Annotated in this window: 19 protein-coding genes; 10 read left to right on the top strand and 9 right to left on the bottom strand. The window is 51.2% G+C overall.

Going from position 1 to position 23,601, the window contains the following annotated elements; translation table 11 throughout:
- Positions 1-38: 38 nt before the first annotated feature.
- Positions 39-557 carry a bifunctional 3-hydroxydecanoyl-ACP dehydratase/trans-2-decenoyl-ACP isomerase gene (fabA, locus tag ATB02_RS02015; RefSeq protein WP_000227927.1) on the top strand — a complete coding sequence of 173 codons (519 nt, stop codon included), beginning with the start codon at positions 39-41 and terminating at the stop codon, positions 555-557.
- 69 nt (positions 558-626) lie between these two features.
- Here the strand turns inward: fabA and rmf are convergent, their stop codons facing one another.
- The 6 genes from rmf to rlmKL all read right to left on the bottom strand — a co-directional run bounded on the left by rmf (position 627) and on the right by rlmKL (position 8,665).
- Positions 627-794, bottom strand: a complete 168-nt coding sequence (gene rmf, locus ATB02_RS02010) for a ribosome modulation factor (RefSeq protein WP_000828648.1) — start codon at positions 792-794, stop codon at positions 627-629.
- Positions 795-1,049: 255 nt separating this feature from the next.
- The gene (pqiC, locus tag ATB02_RS02005; RefSeq protein WP_105271010.1) at positions 1,050-1,613 is read right to left on the bottom strand and encodes a membrane integrity-associated transporter subunit PqiC; all 564 of its coding nucleotides are present in this window, start codon (positions 1,611-1,613) and stop codon (positions 1,050-1,052) included.
- Complete coding sequence (gene pqiB / locus ATB02_RS02000; protein WP_000445539.1) at positions 1,610-3,250, bottom strand: intermembrane transport protein PqiB; 1,641 nt, start codon at positions 3,248-3,250, stop codon at positions 1,610-1,612. The genes pqiC and pqiB overlap by 4 nt, the downstream gene beginning before the upstream one ends.
- A 4-nt stretch (positions 3,251-3,254) precedes the next feature.
- On the bottom strand, positions 3,255-4,508 hold the full coding sequence (gene pqiA, locus ATB02_RS01995; RefSeq protein WP_000333170.1) for a membrane integrity-associated transporter subunit PqiA: 1,254 nt from the start codon (positions 4,506-4,508) through the stop codon (positions 3,255-3,257).
- 129 nt (positions 4,509-4,637) lie between these two features.
- A complete protein-coding gene (locus tag ATB02_RS01990; RefSeq protein WP_105271009.1) occupies positions 4,638-6,545 on the bottom strand; it encodes an ABC transporter ATP-binding protein in 1,908 nt (635 codons plus the stop codon).
- Between the two features lie 11 nt (positions 6,546-6,556).
- Positions 6,557-8,665, bottom strand: a complete 2,109-nt coding sequence (gene rlmKL, locus ATB02_RS01985) for a bifunctional 23S rRNA (guanine(2069)-N(7))-methyltransferase RlmK/23S rRNA (guanine(2445)-N(2))-methyltransferase RlmL (RefSeq protein WP_001086495.1) — start codon at positions 8,663-8,665, stop codon at positions 6,557-6,559.
- 97 nt (positions 8,666-8,762) lie between these two features.
- Here rlmKL and ycbX point away from each other — a divergent pair, with 97 nt between their 5' ends.
- Positions 8,763-9,872 (top strand): 6-N-hydroxylaminopurine resistance protein YcbX, encoded by a 1,110-nt coding sequence (gene ycbX, locus ATB02_RS01980; RefSeq protein ID WP_105271008.1) that lies wholly within the window; start codon positions 8,763-8,765, stop codon positions 9,870-9,872.
- Here ycbX and zapC read toward each other — a convergent pair.
- Both zapC and pyrD read right to left on the bottom strand, forming a co-directional pair.
- Complete coding sequence (zapC, locus tag ATB02_RS01975) at positions 9,869-10,411, bottom strand: cell division protein ZapC (RefSeq protein ID WP_001295353.1); 543 nt, start codon at positions 10,409-10,411, stop codon at positions 9,869-9,871. The genes ycbX and zapC overlap by 4 nt on opposite strands.
- A gap of 173 nt (positions 10,412-10,584) precedes the next feature.
- The gene (gene pyrD, locus ATB02_RS01970; protein WP_105271007.1) at positions 10,585-11,595 is read right to left on the bottom strand and encodes a quinone-dependent dihydroorotate dehydrogenase; all 1,011 of its coding nucleotides are present in this window, start codon (positions 11,593-11,595) and stop codon (positions 10,585-10,587) included.
- Positions 11,596-11,831: 236 nt separating this feature from the next.
- On the opposite strand from pyrD, the gene ssuE reads away from it, so the two are divergent.
- From ssuE to ssuB, 5 genes are read left to right on the top strand one after another with little or no spacing between them, the layout of a single operon-like run.
- The gene (gene ssuE, locus ATB02_RS01960) at positions 11,832-12,407 is read left to right on the top strand and encodes an NADPH-dependent FMN reductase (protein ID WP_105271006.1); all 576 of its coding nucleotides are present in this window, start codon (positions 11,832-11,834) and stop codon (positions 12,405-12,407) included.
- Positions 12,400-13,359, top strand: a complete 960-nt coding sequence (ssuA, locus tag ATB02_RS01955) for an aliphatic sulfonate ABC transporter substrate-binding protein SsuA (RefSeq protein WP_105271005.1) — start codon at positions 12,400-12,402, stop codon at positions 13,357-13,359. The genes ssuE and ssuA overlap by 8 nt, the downstream gene beginning before the upstream one ends.
- Positions 13,356-14,501 carry an FMNH2-dependent alkanesulfonate monooxygenase gene (gene ssuD / locus ATB02_RS01950; RefSeq protein WP_105271004.1) on the top strand — a complete coding sequence of 382 codons (1,146 nt, stop codon included), beginning with the start codon at positions 13,356-13,358 and terminating at the stop codon, positions 14,499-14,501. Before ssuA ends, ssuD begins: the two co-directional genes overlap by 4 nt.
- Positions 14,502-14,511: 10 nt before the next feature.
- The gene (gene ssuC / locus ATB02_RS01945) at positions 14,512-15,303 is read left to right on the top strand and encodes an aliphatic sulfonate ABC transporter permease SsuC (RefSeq protein ID WP_000235189.1); all 792 of its coding nucleotides are present in this window, start codon (positions 14,512-14,514) and stop codon (positions 15,301-15,303) included.
- The gene (gene ssuB / locus ATB02_RS01940; RefSeq protein ID WP_032302800.1) at positions 15,300-16,067 is read left to right on the top strand and encodes an aliphatic sulfonates ABC transporter ATP-binding protein; all 768 of its coding nucleotides are present in this window, start codon (positions 15,300-15,302) and stop codon (positions 16,065-16,067) included. The genes ssuC and ssuB overlap by 4 nt, the downstream gene beginning before the upstream one ends.
- A gap of 206 nt (positions 16,068-16,273) precedes the next feature.
- Here the strand turns inward: ssuB and pepN are convergent, their stop codons facing one another.
- Entirely contained in the window at positions 16,274-18,886 is a 2,613-nt protein-coding gene (gene pepN / locus ATB02_RS01935; protein ID WP_105271003.1) for an aminopeptidase N, read from the bottom strand.
- A 265-nt stretch (positions 18,887-19,151) separates the two neighbouring features.
- Between pepN and pncB the strand changes: the two genes are divergently transcribed.
- From pncB to ompF, 3 genes are all read left to right on the top strand, one after another.
- On the top strand, positions 19,152-20,354 hold the full coding sequence (gene pncB, locus ATB02_RS01930) for a nicotinate phosphoribosyltransferase (protein ID WP_001305916.1): 1,203 nt from the start codon (positions 19,152-19,154) through the stop codon (positions 20,352-20,354).
- A 168-nt stretch (positions 20,355-20,522) separates the two neighbouring features.
- A complete protein-coding gene (asnS, locus tag ATB02_RS01925) occupies positions 20,523-21,923 on the top strand; it encodes an asparagine--tRNA ligase (RefSeq protein WP_000117877.1) in 1,401 nt (466 codons plus the stop codon).
- Positions 21,924-22,524: 601 nt separating this feature from the next.
- A complete protein-coding gene (gene ompF / locus ATB02_RS01920; RefSeq protein WP_000977905.1) occupies positions 22,525-23,598 on the top strand; it encodes a porin OmpF in 1,074 nt (357 codons plus the stop codon).
- The last annotated feature ends 3 nt before the right edge of the window (positions 23,599-23,601 follow it).

Below are 23,601 nucleotides of genomic sequence, written 5' to 3'. Positions count from 1 at the left end.
ATCCTGCGTGCTTCAACAAAATAAGGCTTACAGAGAACATGGTAGATAAACGCGAATCCTATACAAAAGAAGACCTTCTTGCCTCTGGTCGCGGTGAACTGTTTGGCGCTAAAGGCCCGCAATTGCCAGCACCGAACATGCTGATGATGGACCGTGTGGTCAAAATGACCGAAACGGGTGGTAACTTCGACAAAGGGTATGTTGAAGCAGAACTGGATATCAATCCGGATCTGTGGTTCTTCGGATGCCACTTCATTGGCGATCCGGTTATGCCGGGATGCCTGGGCCTGGACGCAATGTGGCAGCTGGTAGGGTTCTACCTCGGCTGGCTGGGCGGCGAAGGTAAAGGCCGCGCACTGGGTGTTGGCGAAGTGAAATTCACTGGTCAGGTTCTGCCGACAGCAAAAAAAGTGACCTACCGTATTCACTTTAAACGCATTGTTAATCGTCGTCTGATTATGGGTCTGGCAGATGGCGAAGTGCTGGTTGATGGTCGTCTGATCTATACCGCCAGCGACCTGAAAGTCGGTCTGTTCCAGGATACGTCTGCCTTCTGATTGAAATCAGACAGAGTATAAAAAGGCGAAACCTCCGCATTGCGGAGGTTTCTTTTTAAAGAGACAGAATCAGGCCATTACTACCCTGTCCGCCATGGCTTCTCGCCAGCCTCCCAGCCATTGTGACCTTTGATTCAGCGTCTGATAGGGACACATTTCTTTTGAGCGTCCGGCTATGCCGGCCTGATAACCACGTTGATGTGCCCGTTCCAGGCGATCTCGTTTTTGTCTCTTCATGCCTCGTTTCCCTCATACTGGTTTCTGGTGGAAAAGAAAACAGTGATTACTAAATGTGCAATCACAGTTAAGCAATACCGCGAATCATAACTGCCGTCAATGCGCAAAATTCACGCCACTGTCATATTTGTGAGCTACACGGGCATGTCGGTTGTACAAAAAATGTGAAGAGGAACAACTTTTTCCGCACGTTAGAAACAAAAAAACCGCCTCAGGCTACATACCGGAGACGGTCATATTTACAAATCTTTATAATTAAGGTAGACGCTTTATCTCTTGCGCAATAGAAGCGGCTTCCTGACTCCAGACACTGGCCAGCACCTTAACCATCTCATCGTAACCATCCTGAGTTTGCACTCCTTCCAGACGGAACGGACGTTTGATCAGTCGTCCCTGGTGGTTCAACAGCCACTCACCACTGACAATGACCTTGCCATCATAGCGCCCGTTAAACTCCGTTACGGTAACATTGAGCGTATCCTGGGCGCTTCCCAGAGGCTGGGAGGCAACCACCCAGCCGGGCAGTTGCGTGCTCAGGTTGGCAACCAGAGTGTTGCGCAACTGTTGATCCAACGGGCTGGCCCACAAGTTGTTGTTGGCAATCACATACTTCACATCACTGGTTTGATAAACCACACCATTTCCGGCCAGATAGTCAGGAACAGCGACCTGCTCTACCCATAACAGGCGATTACCCTGGCTGGCGGTACTTTGTGTACCGCTCTGCACCACAGGTAACTGGTAATAGTTTTTATTCATTTCGCCGGAGCTGCATCCGGCCAGCCACAGTGCTGCAATCGTCACTAGCCACTTTTTCATTGTTTCGCCCTCTTCGGCTCTGGATCTTTTTTGTCCTTCGCTTCAAATACCAGCGCGTTACTCTTCTCGTTGAGCGTTTTCAGCACCGGCTGCAGTTCACGCAACACCTGATCAAGGCGCTGCATATCCGCCACCATCTTGTTGTAGGCTGCGGAGCCAGGCTGGAAGCCCTGCATACTGCGATTCAACTCACGTAATGTAGACTGCATATCGGTCGGCAACTGCTGCATCGACTGGCTGGCGAGGATCTTGTTCATGCTATCCAGTGTCGTTTGCAGGTTTTTCATGGTGCGCTGACTTTCAGAAAGCGTACTGGTCGCCTGCTCAATCATCGGATTCAATGGCAGTTTGTTGATTTTATCCAACGCTTCCATCAGACGCTGCTGGATTTGCGCCAGGCCGCCGCTAACGGTCGGGATAATCTGATAACCATTAAACTCACGAATACCGGTAATAGCAGGGCTATTTGGATAGAAATCGAGATCAACATACAGTGCGCCAGTGACCAGATTTCCGGTCTTCAGCGATCCGCGTAAACCACGTTTCAACAATTCGCCAAGGTGCTCAACAACATCCGCATTTTCACCAAGCTGCATTTTCAGCCGCTCTGGTTCGATACGAATCAGTACCGGAATACGGTAATCATCGTTAAATGTCTGCCGCATATTCGGCGCAAAGAACGGTACTTTGCTTACGGTACCCAGGCGAATACCCCGGAATTCTACCGGAGCTCCCGGTTGCAGACCGCGTACCGAATCTTTAAAGAACATCAGATAATCAATGTGATCGGTGTACAACGAATCCTGAATGCTCTTCTGATCATCATACAAAACGAAAGCTGTTTTCGGTGCCACTGGCTGCCCTAAATCCAGACCTTCCGGCACATCAAAGCTAACACCACCACTCAGCAGTGTTGTCAATGAGCCCATCTCCACACGCATTCCCGCTGACGTCAAATCAACCGCAATGCCACTATCTTTCCAGAAGCGAACATTGCTGGTCACCAGTCGGTCATAAGGTGCATTGATGAACAGTTGATAGCTGATATTGCGTTTTTGCGTATCGAAGGTGCTGGTTTCAACCGAACCTACCCGATAGCCACGGAACAGCACGGGATCTCCTGGCGAGAGCTGCCCGGCTTTTTTGCTATCGAGAATCACACGGATACCTTTCGCATCAGGCGGGGCCAACGGTGGCGAGTCCAGCAAATCGTATTTATCCATTTTGCTGCCTTTCGCGCCTGGCTGCAGTTCGATATAAACCCCAGACAGCAGCGTTCCCAGGCCGCTAATCCCTTCTCGACCAATCTGCGGTTTCACCACCCAAAAGACGGTATCTTTATGCAGCAATTTTTCCATACCGGAATTCAGCCGCGCTTTGATTTCAACGTGCGTCAAATCATCAGCCAGTGTGGCGCTTTCAACCACGCCGACGTCAACGCTACGGCTTTTAATGGTGGTTTTACCACCTTCTATTCCTTCCGCATTCGCGGTGATCAGGGTCACTTCCGGCCCCTGATGGCTGTAATGATAAAAAAGAACCCAGGCCCCAATGAGCGCCGTGACGATAGGAAATATCCACACGGGAGACCAGTTCTTCACTTTCTGGATTTTGGCTTCCCCATTATTAGATTCCATACTGTCAGGACTCCTCATGCTCTGATTCAGGTTGACGATCCCACGACAAACGCGGGTCAAACGTCATAGCAGAAAACATTGTCATTATGACGACTAAAGCAAACATTAATGCACCCATTGCCGGATAAATACTCATTAAACCTCCCATACGCACCAGCGCCGAGAGCACCGCGATAACGAAAACGTCAATCATCGACCAGCGGCCTACAAACTCAACAACTTCATAAATCAAATGCATTCTTTCACTGTCGCGCTTGCCATGCCCTTTGGCATCCCAACACAACCACGCTATGGCGATCATCTTTAACGTTGGCACCATAATACTGGCCAGAAAGATAACCGCAGCGACGGGATAAGATCCTTCGCTCCATAACAGGATGACCCCAGCGAGAATCGTCGATGGCATCTTCGAGCCTAATAAATCCGTCACCATGATGGGCAAAATATTAGCCGGAAGGTACAGCATGATGGACGTTACAAGCAGCGCGAGTGTCCATTGCAGGCTGTTTCTACGCCGAACGTACCCTTTAGTACCACAGCGCGGGCATACGGGTTCATCAGCAGGAAGGATTGCCGTACAACAGGAGCAAGAACGCAGCCCCTGACGTATCCCCGTGACGCCAGGTTTTAGCGGCTGGCGCAGTTCTGGCATCGGGGCGATATCGTCCCATAACCAGCGACGATCAACGCACTGAAAGGCGCGCAGTTGCAGGACACAAAATAAACACCAGGGGAGAAAGCTACTGCCGACACCAATGCTGCCGTAGGCCATCAGTTTAACGAAACTGACCAGCACACCCGCGAGGAAAATCTCCGCCATTCCCCAAGTTTTGAGTTGAAAAAGCACCCGTGCCAGTTGCTCTTTTAAACGGACCGGTAATTCCGCGCGATTCACCAGTAACAGAATGGTTATCAGACAAAACGCGGGAACCAGTTGCACAAACAACAGGAAAAAGGTGCCGAGGCTGGCGTAGTCCTCAGAAAAAAGCACGCCGGGAATTTCCAGTAATGTAATTTCACTGGTGACTCCCGCAACGTTCATATTCACAAAAGGAAACAAGTTGGACAGCAACAGCATGAACAGTGCAGCCAACGCATAGGCGGTAGGACGCTGCCGAGGGGCATCCCACGCCACGGTTAACGTTGTGCCACACCGGGGACATGCCGCTTTCTGACCATGCTCAAGGCGCGGTAACGCCACCAGCATGTCACACTGCGAGCACAGGATGTGCTTCGCGGCATGATGATGTTCGCACATTGGTACTCCTTAATGATGCGCTATTTTACAGATGACTAACAAAGTGTTGGTTTTCATGCCTGATAAACCCAGTGCATCAGGCAATTTTACCGTTGTCAGCTGTCTCTGTTTAAATCGACTATTTTGCGATCAGCCACCATTTTTTAACGCTTCAAGATACTCCCAGCGTTCAAAGGCTTGCTCCAGCTCCTGCTCTGCAGCAGCCATATCGGCGAGCACTTTTTGTGTCTGCTCATGCGGCTGACTGAAGAAGGAAGCATCCGCCACCTGCGTCTGTAGGGCTTCCAGCTTCGCCTCCAGATCTTCGAGCAATTGCGGTAGCTGCTCCAGTTCGCGCTGCAATTTATAGCTTAGTTTGCTACTGCTGCGTTTTACAGTTTCTGCTTTTGGCACGGCGGTTTCTTCGTTTTTTTTCACCGCAGGCTGTTTGAGCGCCACATACTGTTCTTGCTGACCACGGGCATCATGATAACCGCCGACATAACGACCAATTTTACCGCCGCCTTCGAAGATCCAGCATTCTGTTACGGTATTATCGACAAACTGACGATCGTGGCTCACCAGCAATACCGTCCCCTGGTAGCTGTCGATCAGTTCTTCCAGCAATTCCAGCGTTTCGACATCAAGGTCGTTGGTCGGTTCGTCAAGAATCAATAAGTTGCTTGGTTTGAGGAACAAACGCGCCAGCAGCAAGCGGTTACGCTCACCGCCAGATAGCGCACGTACCGGCGTCATCGCCCGTTTCGGATGGAACAGGAAGTCCTGCAAATAACCCAGTACATGGCGTGGTTTGCCGTTAACCATCACTTCTTGTTTGCCTTCGGCCAGGTTATCCATCACCGTTTTATCGGGATCCAGTTCCGCGCGGTGCTGATCGAAATAAGCCACTTCCAGTTTGGTGCCAACGTGAATACGCCCGCTGTCCGCCTGAAGCTGACCGAGCATCAGTTTCAGCAGCGTGGTTTTGCCGCATCCATTCGGACCAATCAGGGCAATTTTGTCGCCACGTAGAACCTGGGCAGAAAAATCTTTCACCAGTTGCTTACCGTCGACCTGGTAGCAAACGTCTTCCATTTCGAAAACGATCTTACCGGAGCGGCTGGCCTCTTCCACCTGCATCTTTGCGGTACCCATCACTTCGCGACGTTCGCCACGCTCGCGACGCATTGCTTTCAGGGCGCGTACGCGGCCTTCATTACGGGTACGGCGTGCTTTGATCCCCTGGCGGATCCACACCTCTTCCTGCGCCAGTTTGCGATCGAACTCGGCATTTTGTAGTTCTTCCACGCGCAGGGCTTCTTCTTTTTCCAGCAGGTACTGGTCGTAATTCCCAGGATAGGTCACCAACTTGCCGCGATCGAGATCAACAATGCGCGTCGCCATATTGCGGATAAACGAACGGTCGTGGGAGATGAAAATTATCGTCCCATTGAAGGTTTTAAGGAATCCTTCCAGCCAGTCGATGGTTTCGATATCCAGGTGGTTAGTCGGTTCGTCGAGCAGCAATACGCGCGGATTGCTCACCAGCGCGCGTCCTAATGCCGCTTTACGCAACCAGCCGCCGGAAAGCGACGACAGCGCAACGTTAGGATCTAACCCCAGTTGCGCCAGCACTTCGTTAATGCGGTTTTCCAGCTGCCACAGGTTGTGGTGATCCAACTGTTCCTGAACCTTCGCCAGTTCGTTGAGATTTTTCTCGCTCGGGTCGTTCATCACCAGGCGCGAAATATCGTGATAGCGTTTCAGGTATTCCGCTTGTTCTTCAATGCCTTCGGCAACGAAATCATAAACGCTACCCTCAACGTTACGCGGCGGATCCTGTTGCAGACGAGCGACAATCAAATCTTGCTCGTAAATAATGCGACCGTCATCCAGCCCTTGTTCACGGTTGAGGATTTTCATTAACGTCGATTTGCCTGCGCCGTTACGGCCTACCAGACAAACACGTTCGTTATCTTCGATATGCAGTTCTGCGTTATCGAGAAGCGGCGCGTCGCTGAACGACAGCCATGCGCCATGCATACTGATTAATGACATTACTATTCCTTTCAGGCTGCGGTAATCAGCCAGCAGTTGTGGATCTGGCGGTTACGGGCGAAATCCTGGGAGAGCGTTTTTTGCGTAATTTCTTGTGCTTTCAGTCCCAGTTTTGCCAGTCCGTCAAGATCCATACGGAAGCCACGTTTGTTGTTCGAGAACATGATCGTCCCACCAGCACGCAGCAGACGTTTCAAATCTTTCATCAGCGCCAGATGATCGCGCTGAACATCAAACGCATCTTCCATTCGTTTTGAGTTAGAGAAGGTTGGCGGATCGATAAAGATCAGATCGAACTGTTCATTTGCCTCACGCAGCCACGCCAGGCAATCGGCCTGAATCAGGCGATGCGCACGCCCGGTTAGGCCATTCAGACGCAGGTTGCGTTCTGCCCACTCCAGATAAGTACGCGACATATCCACGGTGGTAGTGCTGCGTGCACCGCCTAATCCCGCGTGCACGGTGGCGCTGCCGGTATAAGAGAACAGGTTGAGGAAATCTTTGCCTTTGCTCATCTGACCGAGCATACGACGGGCGATACGGTGATCGAGGAACAGACCGGTATCGAGGTAATCCGTCAGGTTCACCCACAAGTGAGCGTTATATTCGGTGACTTCGAGAAACTCGCCCTTCTCGCCCAGTTTCTGGTACTGATTTTTGCCCTTCTGGCGTTCACGGGTTTTCAGCACCAGTTTGTTTGGCGCAATCCCCAGTACAGAAATGGTTGCAGCGATAATATCGAACAGACGCTGACGCGCTTTGTGCGCATCAATAGTTTTTGGCGGCGCATACTCCTGCACTACCACCCAGTCGGCATAACGGTCAACGGCAACGTTATACTCCGGCAGATCGGCATCATACAGGCGATAACATTCAATCCCTTCCTGACGTGCCCACTTCTCGAATTTTTTGAGGTTCTTACGCAGGCGGTTGGCGTAGTCTTCCGCTACCATTGCCGGTTTGCTGTCTGGTGTGCTTTCGGCAACGTGATAATTTTTCTGTACGCAGTCTAGCGGGCCGTTTTTCGCCTTGTACTGTTTGTCTGCACGCAGCTGCAGGCAGCTTAGCAGATCCGGCGAGGCACTAAACAAAGAGAGATTCCAGCCACCGAACTGGTTTTTCATGATTCGGCCCAGCAGACTATGCAGCGCAATCAGCGCCGGTTCGCTGTCCAGACGTTCACCGTATGGCGGATTGCTCAACACTGTACCGTACGGCCCTTTCGGCAGCGGATTGGTCAGTTGCGCAACATCTTTCACCTCAAAGGTAATCAGTTCACCAATCCCCGCAAGACGTGCGTTAGTGCGCGCACGTTGAATCACCCGGGCGTCGCTGTCCGAACCGTAAAAATGAGAGCTATACTCTGCCAGGCCTTTACGGGCGCGAGCTTGCGCTTCCGCTTTCACTTCCTGCCAGATAGCTTCATCATGCTGCGCCCAGCCGCTAAAGCCCCAACGCCCACGGTGCAAGCCTGGTGCGCGATCGGTCGCCAGCATCGCCGCTTCAATCAGCAACGTACCGGAACCACACATTGGATCGAGCAGCGGTGTTCCTGGCTGCCAGCCGGATCGCATCACAATCGCGGCTGCCAGGGTTTCTTTGATCGGTGCAATACCAGCACGATCACGATAGCCACGCAGATGCAAGCCATCACCACTGAGATCAAGGGCGATATTGGCGGTTTCTTTATGCAGCCAGACGTTAACGCGGATATCCGGCGCATCACGATCGACATTGGGACGTGGTAGATTTTTCCGCGTGAAAGCATCGACGATCGCGTCTTTCACTTTCATCGCGCCGTACTGGCTGTTGCGAATGGTGTCATTTAAACCACTGAAATGGACAGCGAAGGTCGCGCCAGGATTAAACATCTCTGTCCAGTTGATCGCCTGAACGCCGAGATAGAGGTCTAAATCACTGTAAACCTTACACTCGCCCAGCGGCAACATAATACGCGAGGCCAGGCGGCTCCACATCAGGCTCTGGTAAACAAGCCGTGTGTCGCCCTTAAAATGGACCCCACCCTGAACCACCTGGCATTCAACGGCCCCCAGGTTTTCCAGTTCAGTTTTTAACAGCTCTTCCAGCCCACGGGCCGTACTGGCAAACAGAGAATTCATATCGTCACTTTTACACTAAGAAAATTGTTGCGCATTATAGCTAATAAGCGCGTCATGTCATAAAGTTGAAGGCTTATTTTCATTTGAGGACCGCAGCGTGGCGACACTAACCCGGCTTTTTATTCATCCTGTTAAATCGATGCGCGGCATTGGTCTTACACATGCCCTGGCGGATGTCAGTGGTCTGGCCTTCGATCGCATCTTTATGATCACGGAACCTGACGGTACGTTTATTACCGCTCGCCAGTTTCCGCAGATGGTACGGTTTACCCCTTCACCCGTACATGACGGCTTGCATCTCACCGCGCCAGATGGCAGTAGCGCATATGTCCGTTTTGCTGATTTCGCCACACAAGACGCCCCAACCGAAGTTTGGGGTACACATTTTACTGCGCGAATTGCACCAGACGCGATCAACAAATGGTTAAGTAGATTTTTCTCCCGCGAAGTGCAATTGCGCTGGGTGGGGCCACAAATGACCCGGCGCGTGAAACGCCACAACACTGTACCTCTGTCATTTGCTGATGGCTATCCTTACCTTCTTGCTAACGAAGCCTCGTTACGTGATCTCCAACAACGTTGTCCGGCCAGTGTAAAAATGGAGCAATTCCGCCCCAATCTGGTGGTTTCCGGTGCGTCGGCCTGGGAAGAAGATAGCTGGAAAGTGATTAGTATTGGTGATGTGGTGTTTGATGTGGTTAAACCTTGTAGCCGCTGTATTTTCACCACCGTCAGCCCAGAAAAAGGGCAAAAACATCCGGCAGGCGAACCATTAAAAACATTGCAATCTTTCCGAACAGCCCAGGATAACGGCGATGTCGATTTTGGTCAGAATTTAATTGCCCGTAATAGTGGCGTGATTCGCGTTGGCGACGAGGTGGAAATTCTTGCAACGGCTCCGGCGAAAGTTTACGGCGCAGCTGCCGTGGACGATACCGTCGACGCCGCGCAGCAACCGGACGCAAATGTAGATATTGACTGGCAAGGGCAGGCATTTCGTGGAAATAACCAACAGGTTCTGCTGGAGCAATTAGAAAATCGGGGAATTCGTATCCCTTATTCTTGCCGCGCGGGCATTTGTGGAAGCTGCCGTGTTCAGCTTTTAGAAGGCGAAGTCACACCGCTCAAAAAATCAGCAATCAGCAATGATGGTACCATTCTTTGCTGTAGTTGTGTGCCGAAGACTGCGCTTAAACTAGCGCGTTAAACTGCCTGTTCGAGGCTGAAACTGTCAACATTAACCTGCGGTTTCAGCCTGTCATTCATGATTTTGATGGCGTCCCCCAACTGCATCGCGCGACCCGCAATAACAACGCAGGGTTGTGCCAGCAGGCATAGTGCGGCATTTTCGCCAGATTCAACGACCAGCAAATTGACTTGCTCGTGAGTGTCGCTCAACCAAACGCAGGCCGCATCGCCCGGCATGGGCACCCACATTTCACCATGGGAAACAAAATGCCAGCTTTTCGGCATTTGCGGTTTGAGATAACGAATTGCTACCAGCGCATTAAGCACCAGTTCGGCTTTTTGTTCTTTAGATAAATTAAAATCGCGGCATTTTTCTTCAAATGAGAAATAGAGCGCGGCGTCGTCAACGCAAAAGCCTGCGGGAGAAAAGGCATCTGGAGTCAACATTTTGCGCGCAAAACGTGAGCGAAATAGCATACCATTGGCTAAATCGAGCATCATTCGATCGTGCTCTTCATCGTAATACCAACGCCAGTTATCGTCTGGTTTAATTCGCATTTGCCTCTCCCCTACCCTATAAAACCGCAGCAACACAATCCATTGTCGCTTCGCTTAATAACCTCAACAATAAAAGTACAAAATGTCTAAATAAGCAACAGCGATGAATATAAAACAACCAGGGCTTAAAATAAAGCCCTGATTATCTTATAAAGAGAAATTCAAAGAAATAATTAGATATGGTTAACGATTTCTTTAATCAGCGGCGGTCCTTTAAAAATAAAACCAGAATAAATTTGCACCAGTGAGGCCCCCGCAGCAATCTTTTCACGCGCAGCGATAACCGAGTCAATGCCGCCAACACCGATGATCGGTAAGCGACCGTTTAATTCCTGTGACAAGCGGCGAATAATTTCTGTGCTTTTTAACTGAAGCGGACGACCACTTAAGCCACCGGTTTGATCACAATTTTTCATTCCCTGAACCAGAGAACGATCGAGTGTGGTATTGGTTGCAATAACGCCATCAATATTATGGCGAACTAAACTATCGGCAACCTGGATCAATTCTTCTTCAGAAAGATCCGGCGCGATCTTCACTGCGATCGGCACATATTTATGGTGCATCGCTTGCAAATCATTTTGCTTATTTTTAATCGCGGTTAAGAGATCATCCAGCGCTTCGCCATATTGCAGTGTGCGTAATCCTGGGGTATTCGGCGATGAAATATTGATAGCGATATATCCCGCATAGGCATAGATTTTTTCCATACAAATCAGATAGTCATCTTTACCCTGCTCCACCGGCGTATCTTTATTTTTGCCGATATTAATCCCCAGAACACCATCGTAATGAGCTTTTTTTACGTTCTCAACGAGGTTATCAACGCCGAGATTATTAAAGCCCATACGGTTGATCAAACCTTCGGCATCAACCAAACGAAAGAGACGCGGCTTGTCATTACCTGGTTGTGGACGTGGTGTGACGGTACCGATCTCGATCGATCCAAATCCCATCGCGCCTAATGCGTCAATGCACTCCCCGTCTTTATCCAGACCAGCTGCCAGACCAAGTGGATTTTTAAACGTCAGGCCCATGCAACTAACGGGTTTTGCTGGAACTTTTTGCCGAATCAGTGCTTCAAACGGCGTTCCGGTAATGCGGCGTAATTGCTGAAAAGTAAACTCATGAGCGCGCTCTGGATCGAGCTGGAAAAGGGCTTTACGAACGAAGGGGTAGTACATGAACTCTCCTGGATTCCCGGTGTGCAAACCGGGGGCGTATTATGTGCGAGTTCGGACCAAAAGGGAATTGACCTACGGCAATAAATAGCAAACGTTTTCTTATTGCGCTTTTTTTATGCTTTTTTTGGCTTTGCTTCGTCAGATAAATCATTTCGACTCGCGGACGCCCTCTGTCAGACTGACCAAATTGTTATCAATTTTAACAAAACAAGAACAGTTGGTTATAAGGAGAGAGTATGCGTGTCATCACCCTGGCGGGGAGTCCTCGTTTTCCTTCTCGCTCCAGTTCTTTGCTGGAATATGCGCGGGAAAAACTGAATAACCTGGATGTCGAGGTTTATCACTGGAATCTGCAAAACTTCGCCCCGGAGGATCTGCTCTATGCCCGTTTCGATAGTCCGGCCCTGAAAACTTTTACCGAAAAGCTGCAACAGGCCGATGGGTTAATTGTCGCCACACCTGTGTATAAGGCCGCCTATTCCGGAGCGCTGAAAACCCTGCTCGATCTGCTGCCAGAACGTGCGTTGCAAGACAAAGTGGTACTGCCGCTGGCAACGGGCGGTACAGTGGCTCACCTTCTGGCGGTCGATTACGCGCTTAAACCGGTATTAAGCGCGCTGAAAGCCCAGGAGATCCTGCACGGCGTGTTTGCCGATGACTCACAAGTAATTGATTACCACCACAAACCCCAGTTCACGCCAAATCTGCAAACCCGTCTTGATACCGCGCTAGAAACTTTCTGGCAGGCACTTCACCGCCGTGATGTTCAGGTTCCCGATCTTCTGTCTCTGCGAGGTAATGCCCATGCGTAACATCATTAAACTGGCGCTTGCGGGATTGCTTAGCGTCTCTACACTCGCAGTTGCCGCGGAATCTTCGCCAGAAGCGTTAAGGATTGGCTATCAGAAAAGCAATATCAGTTCGGTACTGGCGAAAAATTACCAAATGCTGGAAAAACGCTATCCGCAAACAAAAATCTCGTGGGTGGAGTTCCCGGCTGGCCCACAGATGCTGGAGGCGTTAAACGTCGGCAGTATCGATCTCGGCAGTACCGGGGATATTCCACCAATCTTTGCCCAGGCTGCCGGGGCTGATTTGGTATATGTGGGCGTCGAGCCGCCGAAGCCCAAAGCCGAAGTGATTCTGGTGGCAGAAAACAGCCCGATCAAAACCGTAGCCGATCTTAAAGGTCACAAAGTTGCTTTTCAGAAAGGTTCCAGTTCACACAACCTTTTACTGCGCGCACTACGCCAGGCCGGGCTTAAATTCACGGATATCCAGCCCACTTACCTGACGCCCGCCGATGCCCGCGCCGCGTTCCAGCAAGGTAACGTCGACGCCTGGGCTATCTGGGATCCCTACTATTCCGCCGCGTTATTACAGGGCGGCGTGCGGGTGCTAAAAGACGGCACCGATCTTAATCAAACCGGCTCGTTTTACCTGGCAGCTCGTCCCTATGCAGAAAAAAACGGCGCATTTATTCAGGGCGTACTAGCAACCTTCAGCGAGGCCGATGCGTTAACTCGCAGCCAACGCGAGCAAAGCATCGCTTTACTGGCAAAAACGATGGGCTTACCAACGCCGGTGATTGCCTCTTATTTAGATCATCGCCCCCCTACCACCATCAAACCGGTTAACGCCGAGGTTGCCGCCTTACAGCAGCAAACGGCAGATCTGTTTTATGAAAACCGTCTGGTGCCGAAAAAAGTCGATATTCGCCAGCGTATCTGGCAGCCCACTCAACTGGAAGGAAAACAATTATGAGTCTGAATATGTTCTGGTTTTTACCGACCCACGGTGACGGGCATTATCTGGGAACGGAAGAAGGTTCACGCCCGGTTGATCACGGTTATCTGCAACAAATTGCGCAAGCGGCGGATCGTCTGGGCTATACCGGTGTGCTAATTCCCACAGGGCGCTCGTGTGAAGATGCGTGGCTGGTGGCGGCGTCGATGATCCCGGTGACGCAACGGTTGAAGTTTCTTGTTGCCCTGCGCCCCAGCGTAACCTCACCTACCGTTGCTGCCCGCCAGGCCGCCACGCTGGATCGTCTCTCTAACGGACGCGCGTTGTTTAATCTGGTCACAGGCAGCGATCCGCAAGAGCTGGCAGGCGACGGCGTATTCCTCGATCATTGCGAGCGTTACGAAGCCTCGTCTGAATTTACACAGGTCTGGCGGCGCTTATTGCAGGGCGAAACCGTCGATTTTAACGGTAAACATATACATGTACGCGGAGCAAAACTGCTCTTCCCGCCGATTCAACAGCCCTATCCTCCGCTTTACTTTGGCGGCTCGTCAGACGTCGCCCAGGAGCTGGCGGCAGAACAAGTTGATCTCTACCTCACCTGGGGCGAACCGCCGGAACTGGTTAAAGAGAAAATCGAACACGTGCGGGCGAAAGCTGCCGCGCATGGACGCAAAATTCGTTTCGGTATTCGTCTGCATGTGATTGTTCGTGAAACTAACGACGAAGCGTGGCAGGCCGCCGAGCGGTTAATCTCGCATCTTGATGATGAGACCATCGCTAAAGCACAAGCCGCGTTTGCCCGCACGGATTCCGTGGGGCAACAGCGAATGGCGGCGCTACATAACGGCAAGCGCGACAATCTGGAGATCAGCCCCAATTTATGGGCGGGCGTTGGCTTAGTGCGCGGCGGTGCCGGGACGGCGTTGGTGGGCGATGGTCCTACGGTCGCCGCGCGAATCAACGAATACGCTGCACTTGGCATCGACAGTTTTGTGCTTTCGGGCTACCCGCATCTGGAAGAAGCGTATCGGGTCGGCGAGTTACTGTTCCCACATCTGGATGTCGCCATCCCGGAAATTCCCCAGCCACAACCGCTGAATCCGCAAGGCGAAGCGGTGGCGAATGATTTTATCCCCCGTAACGTCGCGCAAAGCTAAGGAAGAAATAATGGCAACGCCAGTCAAGAAGTGGTTATTGCGCGTTGCCCCCTGGTTTTTACCGGTGGGCATCGTGGCGGTGTGGCAACTGGCCTCCTCAGTTGGCTGGCTGTCGACGCGTATTTTGCCCTCTCCGGAAGGGGTGGTAATGGCGTTCTGGACGCTCTCCGCCAGCGGCGAATTGTGGCAACATCTGGCGATCAGCTCCTGGCGGGCGCTGATTGGTTTTTCAATTGGCGGATCGCTGGGGTTGATTCTGGGACTGATAAGCGGACTGTCGCGCTGGGGAGAGAGGCTGCTGGATACCTCAATTCAGATGTTGCGCAACGTGCCGCATCTGGCGCTGATCCCGCTGGTGATTTTGTGGTTTGGCATTGATGAATCCGCAAAAATCTTTCTGGTGGCGCTCGGCACGCTATTCCCCATTTATATCAACACCTGGCACGGCATCCGTAATATCGATCGCGGTCTGGTGGAAATGGCGCGTAGCTATGGATTATCCGGCATACCGCTGTTTATCCATGTGATCCTGCCTGGTGCCCTGCCCTCAATTATGGTCGGCGTACGTTTTGCGTTGGGCCTGATGTGGCTGACGCTGATTGTTGCCGAAACCATTTCTGCCAATTCCGGCATTGGTTATCTGGCGATGAATGCGCGGGAGTTTTTGCAAACGGATGTGGTGGTAGTCGCCATTATTCTCTACGCCCTGCTCGGCAAACTTGCTGACGTCAGCGCGCAGCTGTTAGAGCGCCTCTGGCTGCGCTGGAATCCGGCTTATCATTTGAAGGAGGCCACGGTATGAATACTGCTCGTCTGAACCAGGGCACACCCTTGTTACTCAATGCAGTAAGCAAACATTACGCGGAAAATATCGTCCTGAACCAACTGGATTTACATATTCCGGCAGGTCAGTTTGTGGCGGTGGTGGGCCGCAGCGGTGGTGGCAAAAGTACCCTGCTGCGCCTGCTGGCAGGTCTGGAAACGCCAACCGCAGGCGATGTGTTAGCGGGTACCACACCGCTAGCTGAGATTCAGGAAGACACGCGAATGATGTTTCAGGATGCGCGTCTGCTACCGTGGAAATCGGTGATTGATAACGTTGGGCTGGGCCTTAAAGGCCAGTGGCGCGATGCCGCGCGTCGGGCGCTGGCTGCGGTAGGGCTGGAGAATCGCGCGCGGGAATGGCCTGCCGCACTTTCTGGCGGGCAGAAACAGCGTGTGGCGCTGGCAAGAGCGTTAATTCATCGACCGGGTTTATTATTGCTTGATGAACCGCTCGGGGCGCTGGACGCCCTGACTCGGCTCGAGATGCAGGATTTGATTGTGTCACTTTGGCAGGAGCACGGCTTTACCGTACTGTTGGTGACGCATGATGTGAGCGAAGCGGTGGCGATGGCTGACCGGGTGCTGTTAATTGAAGAGGGAAAAATTGGTCTGGATTTGACGGTGGATATCCCCCGTCCGCGCCGGTTAGGGTCGGTGAGATTAGCGGAGCTGGAAGCGGAAGTGTTGCAACGGGTGATGCAGCGTGGGCACTCTGAACAACCGATTCGGCGTCATGGTTAATATGCCGGATGTGGCGCACAAAACCAGCAGCTTCAACGGGCTTGTAGGCCTGATAAGACGCGTCAAGCGTCGCATCAGGCATTTGGGCACGGCTGCCGGATGCGGCGTGAACGCCTTATCCAGCCTACAAAACCAGCATTTTCAACGGACTTGTAGGCCTGATAAGACGCGTCAAGCGTCGCATCCGGCATTTGGGCTCAAAAGTATCAAGCCAGTGCTTTAGTTATCTTCTCGTACAGATCGCCAGAGAGATTTTCCAGCCCTTTCAACTGCTCCAGCGCCGCGCGCATTTTCTCCTGACGTTTGGCATCGTAACGCTTCAGGCGAATCAGCGGTTCAATCAGACGTGAAGCCACCTGCGGGTTACGGCTGTTGAGGTCGGTAAGCATTTCCACCAGGAACTGGTAACCGCTGCCATCTTCGGCATGGAACGCTGCCGGGTTGCTGCCCGCAAACGCGCCAATCAACGAACGAATGCGGTTCGGGTTGCTCATGGTAAATGAGCGATGCTGCAACAGACCACGCACCGTCTCCAGCACATTCGCCGCCGGGCTGGTGGCTTGCAGGATAAACCATTTATCCATCACCAGACCATCCTGATGCCACTTGTCGTCGTACTCCTGCATCAGCGCGTCACGGCATGGCAGCTGTGCAGCAACCGCCGCAGAAAGCGCGGCCAGCGCATCGGTCATATTGTTTGCTTCATGGAACTGCTTGCTTACCAGCACGTCAGCCAGATGCGTTTCACCAAAAGCGAGGAAGCGCAGGCAGGCATTTCGCAGAGTGCGTTTTGCAATATCTTCATGCTCAACGCGATACTCGCTCTGGTAATTCGCGTTGTAAATAGCCAGCAGCTCATCCGCCAGTTCAGTCGCCAGAGTACGGGTGAGTGCTTCACGCACTTCGGCAATAGCAATCGGATCGATGATATCGAACAGTTCTGCCATTTCATTGACGGAAGGCAGCGTCAGAATTTCTGCCGCCAGCGCCGGATCAATCTTCTCATCGAGCAGCACCGCGCGGAAAGCGTCAGCCACATGCACCGGCAGAGACAGCGGCTGCCCTTGCTGATGACGGGCGACGTTGAGCTTGATGTAGGTTGCCAGCAGGCTTTGCGCCGCATCCCAGCGGGAGAAATCATTACGCGCATGGCGCATCAGGAAGGTCAGTTGCTGATCGCTCCACTTATATTCCAGTTTCACTGGCGCAGAGAATTCGCACAGCAGTGCGGGCACCGGCTGGAAGTAGACATTATCAAAGACAAAGGTCTGTTCCGCCTGGGTGACGTTCAGCACCGAATTGACCGGATGACCGCCTTTCTGCAACGGGATCACTTTGCCTTCGTTATCATACAGTTCGATGGCAAACGGAATATGCAGCGGCTGTTTTTCTGCCTGATCCGGCGTAGCTGGCGTGCGCTGGCTGATGGTCAGGGTGTACTGCTCAGTTTCTGGATTGTAGTCGTCTTTGACGGTCACAATCGGCGTACCGGACTGGCTGTACCAACGGCGGAAATGGGAGAGATCGACATTTGACGCATCTTCCATCGCCTGAACAAAGTCGTCGCAGGTTGCCGCACTGCCATCATGGCGCTCGAAATAGAGCTGCATCCCTTTCTGGAAGTTTTCTTCGCCCAGCAGAGTGTGGATCATGCGAATCACTTCCGCGCCCTTCTCATAAACGGTCAGGGTGTAGAAGTTGTTCATTTCAATAACCATATCCGGGCGGATCGGGTGCGCCATCGGGCTGGCATCTTCCGCAAACTGCAATCCGCGCATGGTGCGCACGTTGTTGATACGGTTTACTGCGCGGGAACCAAGATCAGAGCTGAACTCCTGATCGCGGAACACGGTTAAGCCTTCTTTAAGGCTGAGCTGGAACCAGTCGCGGCAGGTCACACGGTTACCGGTCCAGTTATGGAAATATTCATGACCAATAACGCGCTCAATATCGAGATAATCTTTATCGGTCGCGGTATCGGTACGGGCCAGCACATATTTGGAGTTAAAGATATTCAGACCTTTATTCTCCATTGCGCCCATATTGAAGAAATCCACTGCAACGATCATATAGATGTCGAGGTCATACTCCAGGCCGAAGCGTTCTTCATCCCATTTCATGGAGTTTTTCAGCGAGGTCATCGCCCATGGCGCGCGATCAAGGTTGCCGCGATCGACGTACAGCTCCAGCGCCACTTCGCGACCAGAACGCGTGGTGAAGGTGTCGCGCAGCACGTCGAAGTCGCCTGCCACCAGCGCAAACAGGTAGCACGGTTTCGGGAACGGGTCCTGCCATTGTACCCAGTGGCGTCCATTTTCCAGTTCGCCTTGCGCAACGCGGTTACCGTTGGAAAGCAGGAACGGGTATTTGGTTTTATCGGCAATAATTTTGGTGGTAAAACGCGCCAGCACGTCCGGGCGGTCGAGATAATACGTAATATGGCGGAAACCTTCGGCTTCACACTGGGTGCAAAGCGCATCGCCTGACTGATAAAGCCCTTCCAGCGCAGTATTCGCCGCTGGGCTAATTTCATTAACGATCTTGAGCGTAAAACGCTCCGGCAAATTACTGATGACCAGTGCGCCCTCTTCTTCTTTCCAGGCGGTCCACGGCTCATCATTAATATGAACAGAAACCAGTTTAAGATCTTCGCCATCAAGACGAAGCGGAGCATCTGATGCACCATGACGGACAGCCTGGCTGACCGCGGTAACGACCGTCTTTTGCGCGTCCAGGTCAAAGGTCAAGTCAATATCAGTAATCTGGTAATCCGGCGCACGATAATCGTGACGGTATTTGGCTTGTGGCTGTTGAGTCATAAATAACCTTTAGCATCTTTTATAGAGTCTGGTGTTCAGTCTATTCCTGTTGCGTAAATCGCGCTATGCAGAATCTTCATCTTTTCAGGTACAAACGCCTTTATTGCTACATTTTTATAACATACGCAGCGCAATACCATCGACCAGAAAGGTGACATATGGTGTGATCGGGGTTCAATAAATTACGAAACAAGGTATACTCCAGCAGTTCCTGAAGATGTTTATTGTACTAAACGCTCCTGTACGAGGACGCTACTGCGCACCTATGACACAATTCGCTTCTCCTGTTCTGCACTCGTTGCTGGATACAGATGCTTATAAGTTGCATATGCAGCAAGCCGTGTTTCATCACTATTACGATGTGCATGTCGCGGCGGAGTTTCGTTGCCGAGGTGACGATCTGCTGGGTATTTATGCCGATGCTATTCGTGAACAGGTTCAGGCGATGCAGCACCTGCGCCTGCAGGATGATGAATATCAGTGGCTCTCTGCCCTGCCTTTCTTTAAGGCCGACTATCTTAACTGGCTACGCGAGTTCCGCTTTAACCCGGAACAAGTCACCGTGTCCAATGATAATGGCAAGCTGGATATTCGTTTAAGCGGCCCGTGGCGTGAAGTCATCCTCTGGGAAGTTCCTTTGCTGGCGGTTATCAGTGAAATGGTACATCGCTATCGCTCACCGCAGGCCGACGTTGCGCAAGCCCTCGACACGCTGGAAAGCAAATTAGCCGACTTCTCGGCATTAACCGCCGGTCTTGATATGTCGCGCTTCCATCTGATGGATTTTGGCACCCGCCGACGTTTTTCTCGTGAAGTACAAGAAACCATAGTGAAACGTCTGCAACAGGAATCCTGGTTCGTAGGCACCAGCAACTACGATCTGGCGCGTCGGCTTTCCCTCACGCCAATGGGAACACAAGCACACGAATGGTTCCAGGCGCATCAGCAAATCAGTCCGGATCTTGCCAACAGCCAGCGAGCTGCACTTGCTGCCTGGCTGGAAGAATATCCCGACCAACTTGGCATTGCGTTAACCGACTGTATTACCATGGATGCTTTCCTGCGAGATTTCGGCGTAGAATTTGCCAGCCGCTATCAGGGCTTGCGTCATGACTCCGGCGACCCGGTTGAATGGGGTGAAAAAGCCATTGCACATTATGAGAAGCTGGGAATTGATCCACAGAGTAAAACGCTGGTTTTCTCTGACAATCTGGATTTACGCAAAGCGGTTGAGCTATACCGCCATTTCTCTTCCCGCGTGCAATTAAGTTTTGGTATTGGGACTCGCCTGACCTGCGATATCCCCCAGGTAAAACCCCTGAATATTGTCATTAAGCTGGTGGAGTGTAACGGTAAACCAGTGGCGAAACTTTCTGACAGTCCTGGCAAAACTATCTGCCACGATAAAGCGTTTGTTCGGGCGCTGCGCAAAGCGTTCGACCTTCCGCATATTAAAAAAGCCAGTTAATATCATCAGGGAGCTATTCGGCTCCCTTTTTTTACCTTTAATTCCGAAATCTTTCGCTGCATTTGCGAATTCTGCTTGTCTGATTGCAGATGCCAGGTAACATAGGTATCCCCCCATTTACGGGTGGACAAGTGTTTATTTTTTCCGACTATTAACAGAGAGAATATTATGAGCGTTGTGCCTGTAGCCGACGTACTCCAGGGCCGCGTAGCCGTTGACAGCGAAGTCACCGTGCGCGGATGGGTACGTACCCGCCGAGATTCAAAAGCTGGCATCTCCTTCCTCGCCGTTTATGACGGTTCCTGCTTTGATCCTGTACAGGCTGTCATCAATAATTCTCTGCCCAATTACAATGAAGACGTTCTGCGTCTGACCACCGGTTGCTCGGTCATTGTGACGGGTAAAGTCGTGGCGTCGCCAGGACAGGGGCAACAATTTGAAATTCAGGCCAGCAAGGTTGAAGTTGCTGGTTGGGTTGAAGATCCAGACACTTACCCGATGGCGGCAAAACGCCACAGCATTGAGTATCTGCGTGAAGTCGCTCACCTGCGTCCGCGCACAAACCTGATTGGTGCCGTCGCGCGCGTTCGCCATACGCTGGCGCAGGCGCTGCATCGCTTCTTTAACGAGCAGGGATTCTTCTGGGTTTCAACGCCACTGATTACTGCGTCTGATACCGAAGGGGCTGGCGAAATGTTCCGCGTTTCTACGCTGGATCTGGAAAACCTGCCGCGTAACGATCAGGGCAAAGTGGATTTCGACAAAGACTTCTTTGGTAAAGAGTCTTTCCTGACCGTATCTGGCCAGTTGAACGGCGAAACCTACGCTTGCGCATTGTCCAAAATTTATACCTTCGGCCCGACTTTCCGTGCTGAAAACTCCAACACCAGCCGTCACCTGGCGGAATTCTGGATGCTGGAGCCGGAAGTGGCGTTTGCTAACCTGAACGATATCGCGGGTCTGGCTGAAGCCATGCTGAAATATGTCTTCAAAGCGGTTCTCGAAGAACGCGCTGACGACATGAAGTTCTTCGCTGAACGCGTAGATAAAGATGCCGTTTCACGTCTGGAACGCTTTATTGAGGCCGATTTCGCGCAGGTGGATTACACCGACGCAGTGACCATTCTCGAAAACTGCGGCAAGAAGTTTGAAAACCCGGTTTACTGGGGCGTTGATCTCTCTTCTGAGCATGAACGTTATCTGGCGGAAGAACACTTTAAAGCACCGGTGGTGGTTAAAAACTATCCGAAAGACATTAAAGCGTTCTATATGCGCCTTAACGAAGACGGAAAAACCGTTGCGGCTATGGATGTTCTGGCTCCGGGCATCGGTGAAATCATTGGTGGTTCTCAGCGTGAAGAGCGTCTGGACGTGCTGGACGAGCGTATGCTGGAAATGGGCCTGAATAAAGAAGATTACTGGTGGTATCGCGATCTGCGTCGCTACGGTACTGTTCCGCATTCCGGTTTCGGTCTTGGTTTTGAACGCCTGATTGCTTACGTAACTGGCGTGCAAAACGTGCGTGATGTGATTCCGTTCCCACGTACTCCGCGTAACGCCAGCTTCTAATTTAGCGTCTTCAAGAGCCAGCACCCGCTGGCTCTTTTTTTATCCTTTCTGTCAAGTTATCTGTTTGTTAAGTCAAGCAATCTATTTGCAACCCCGCCATAACGATCATCCTGTTACGGAATATTACACTGCAACATTTGCGCACAAAAAATAATCCGCATTCTTATTGCGGATTAGTTTTTTCTTAGCTGATAGCACAATTTTCATACTATTTTTTGGCGTTCTGGATGTCTGAACGAGGATTTAGTGCCAGGCCGATAAAGTTTCCATCAGAAACAAAATTTCCTTTTAGTTAATTTAAATATAAGGAAATCATATAAATAGATAAAAATTGCTGTAAATATCATCACGCTTCTATGGAAATATGACGGTGTTCACAAAGTTCCTTAAATTTTACTTTTAGTTACATATTTTTTCTTTTTGAAACCAAATCTTTATCTTTGTAGCACTTTCACGGTAGCGAAACGTTAGTTTGAATGGAAAGATGCCTGCAGACACATAAAGACACCAAACTCTCATCAATAGTTCCGTAAATTTTTATTGACAGAACTTATTGACGGCAGTGGCAGGTGTCATAAAAAAACCATGAGGGTAATAAATAATGATGAAGCGCAATATTCTGGCAGTGATCGTCCCTGCTCTGTTAGTAGCAGGTACTGCAAACGCTGCAGAAATCTATAACAAAGATGGCAACAAAGTAGATCTGTACGGTAAAGCTGTCGGTCTGCATTATTTTTCTAAAGACAATGGTGTAAACAGTTACGGCGGAAACGGCGACAAAACTTATGCCCGTCTTGGTTTTAAAGGGGAAACACAAATCAATTCCGATCTGACCGGCTACGGTCAGTGGGAATATAACTTCCAGGGTAACAACTCTGAAGGCGCTGATGCCCAGAAAGGTAACAAAACTCGTCTGGCATTCGCAGGTCTGAAATTCGCTGATGCGGGTTCTATCGACTACGGTCGTAACTACGGTGTGGTTTACGACGCACTGGGTTACACCGATATGCTGCCTGAGTTTGGCGGTGACACGGCATACAGCGATGACTTCTTCGTTGGTCGTGTAGGCGGCGTTGCTACCTATCGTAACTCCAACTTCTTCGGTCTGGTTGACGGCCTGAACTTTGCCGTTCAGTACCTGGGCAAAAACGAACGTGCTGGTATTCCTGAGCGTTCCAACGGCGACGGCGTCGGTGGCTCTATCAGCTACGAATTCGAAGGCTTTGGTATCGTAGGTGCTTACGGTGCAGCAGACCGTACCGACGCCCAGGAAGCCGAATTCCGCGGTCAGGGTAAAAAAGCTGAACAGTGGGCAACTGGTCTGAAGTATGACGCGAACAACATCTACCTGGCAGCGAACTACGGTGAAACCCGCAACGCTACGCCAATTGAAGGCGGCTTCGCCAACAAAACGCAAGACGTTCTGTTAGTTGCGCAATACCAGTTCGATTTCGGTCTGCGTCCGTCCATCGCTTACACCAAATCTAAAGCGAAAGACGTAGAAGGTATCGGTGATGTTGATCTGGTGAACTACTTTGAAGTGGGCGCAACCTACTACTTCAACAAAAACATGTCCACCTATGTTGACTACATCATCAACCAGATCGATTCTGACAACAAACTGGGCGTAGGTTCTGACGACACCGTTGCTGTGGGTATCGTTTACCAGTTCTAATAG

It is taken from the genome of Escherichia sp. MOD1-EC5189 (assembly GCF_002966045.1).
Classification (GTDB): Bacteria; Pseudomonadota; Gammaproteobacteria; order Enterobacterales; family Enterobacteriaceae; genus Escherichia; species Escherichia coli_F.
The sequence above is the reverse complement of the archived record's forward strand: the minus strand, read 5'-3'. Positions and strand labels throughout refer to the sequence as shown.

Bases quoted from the DNA above. Each gene is read 5' to 3' on its own strand.
- ssuC (WP_000235189.1), top strand. From the start codon at position 14,512: ATGGCAACGCCAGTCAAGAAGTGGTTATTGCGCGTTGCCCCCTGGTTT.
- rmf (WP_000828648.1), bottom strand. From the start codon at position 794: ATGAAGAGACAAAAACGAGATCGCCTGGAACGGGCACATCAACGTGGT.
- asnS (WP_000117877.1), top strand. From the start codon at position 20,523: ATGAGCGTTGTGCCTGTAGCCGACGTACTCCAGGGCCGCGTAGCCGTT.
- pqiB (WP_000445539.1), bottom strand. From the start codon at position 3,250: ATGGAATCTAATAATGGGGAAGCCAAAATCCAGAAAGTGAAGAACTGG.
- pncB (WP_001305916.1), top strand. From the start codon at position 19,152: ATGACACAATTCGCTTCTCCTGTTCTGCACTCGTTGCTGGATACAGAT.
- pqiA (WP_000333170.1), bottom strand. From the start codon at position 4,508: ATGTGCGAACATCATCATGCCGCGAAGCACATCCTGTGCTCGCAGTGT.
- ATB02_RS01990 (WP_105271009.1), bottom strand. From the start codon at position 6,545: ATGTCATTAATCAGTATGCATGGCGCATGGCTGTCGTTCAGCGACGCG.
- ssuA (WP_105271005.1), top strand. From the start codon at position 12,400: ATGCGTAACATCATTAAACTGGCGCTTGCGGGATTGCTTAGCGTCTCT.
- rlmKL (WP_001086495.1), bottom strand. From the start codon at position 8,665: ATGAATTCTCTGTTTGCCAGTACGGCCCGTGGGCTGGAAGAGCTGTTA.
- fabA (WP_000227927.1), top strand. From the start codon at position 39: ATGGTAGATAAACGCGAATCCTATACAAAAGAAGACCTTCTTGCCTCT.
- pyrD (WP_105271007.1), bottom strand. From the start codon at position 11,595: ATGTACTACCCCTTCGTTCGTAAAGCCCTTTTCCAGCTCGATCCAGAG.
- zapC (WP_001295353.1), bottom strand. From the start codon at position 10,411: ATGCGAATTAAACCAGACGATAACTGGCGTTGGTATTACGATGAAGAG.
- ompF (WP_000977905.1), top strand. From the start codon at position 22,525: ATGATGAAGCGCAATATTCTGGCAGTGATCGTCCCTGCTCTGTTAGTA.
- pqiC (WP_105271010.1), bottom strand. From the start codon at position 1,613: ATGAAAAAGTGGCTAGTGACGATTGCAGCACTGTGGCTGGCCGGATGC.
- ssuE (WP_105271006.1), top strand. From the start codon at position 11,832: ATGCGTGTCATCACCCTGGCGGGGAGTCCTCGTTTTCCTTCTCGCTCC.
- pepN (WP_105271003.1), bottom strand. From the start codon at position 18,886: ATGACTCAACAGCCACAAGCCAAATACCGTCACGATTATCGTGCGCCG.
- ssuB (WP_032302800.1), top strand. From the start codon at position 15,300: ATGAATACTGCTCGTCTGAACCAGGGCACACCCTTGTTACTCAATGCA.
- ssuD (WP_105271004.1), top strand. From the start codon at position 13,356: ATGAGTCTGAATATGTTCTGGTTTTTACCGACCCACGGTGACGGGCAT.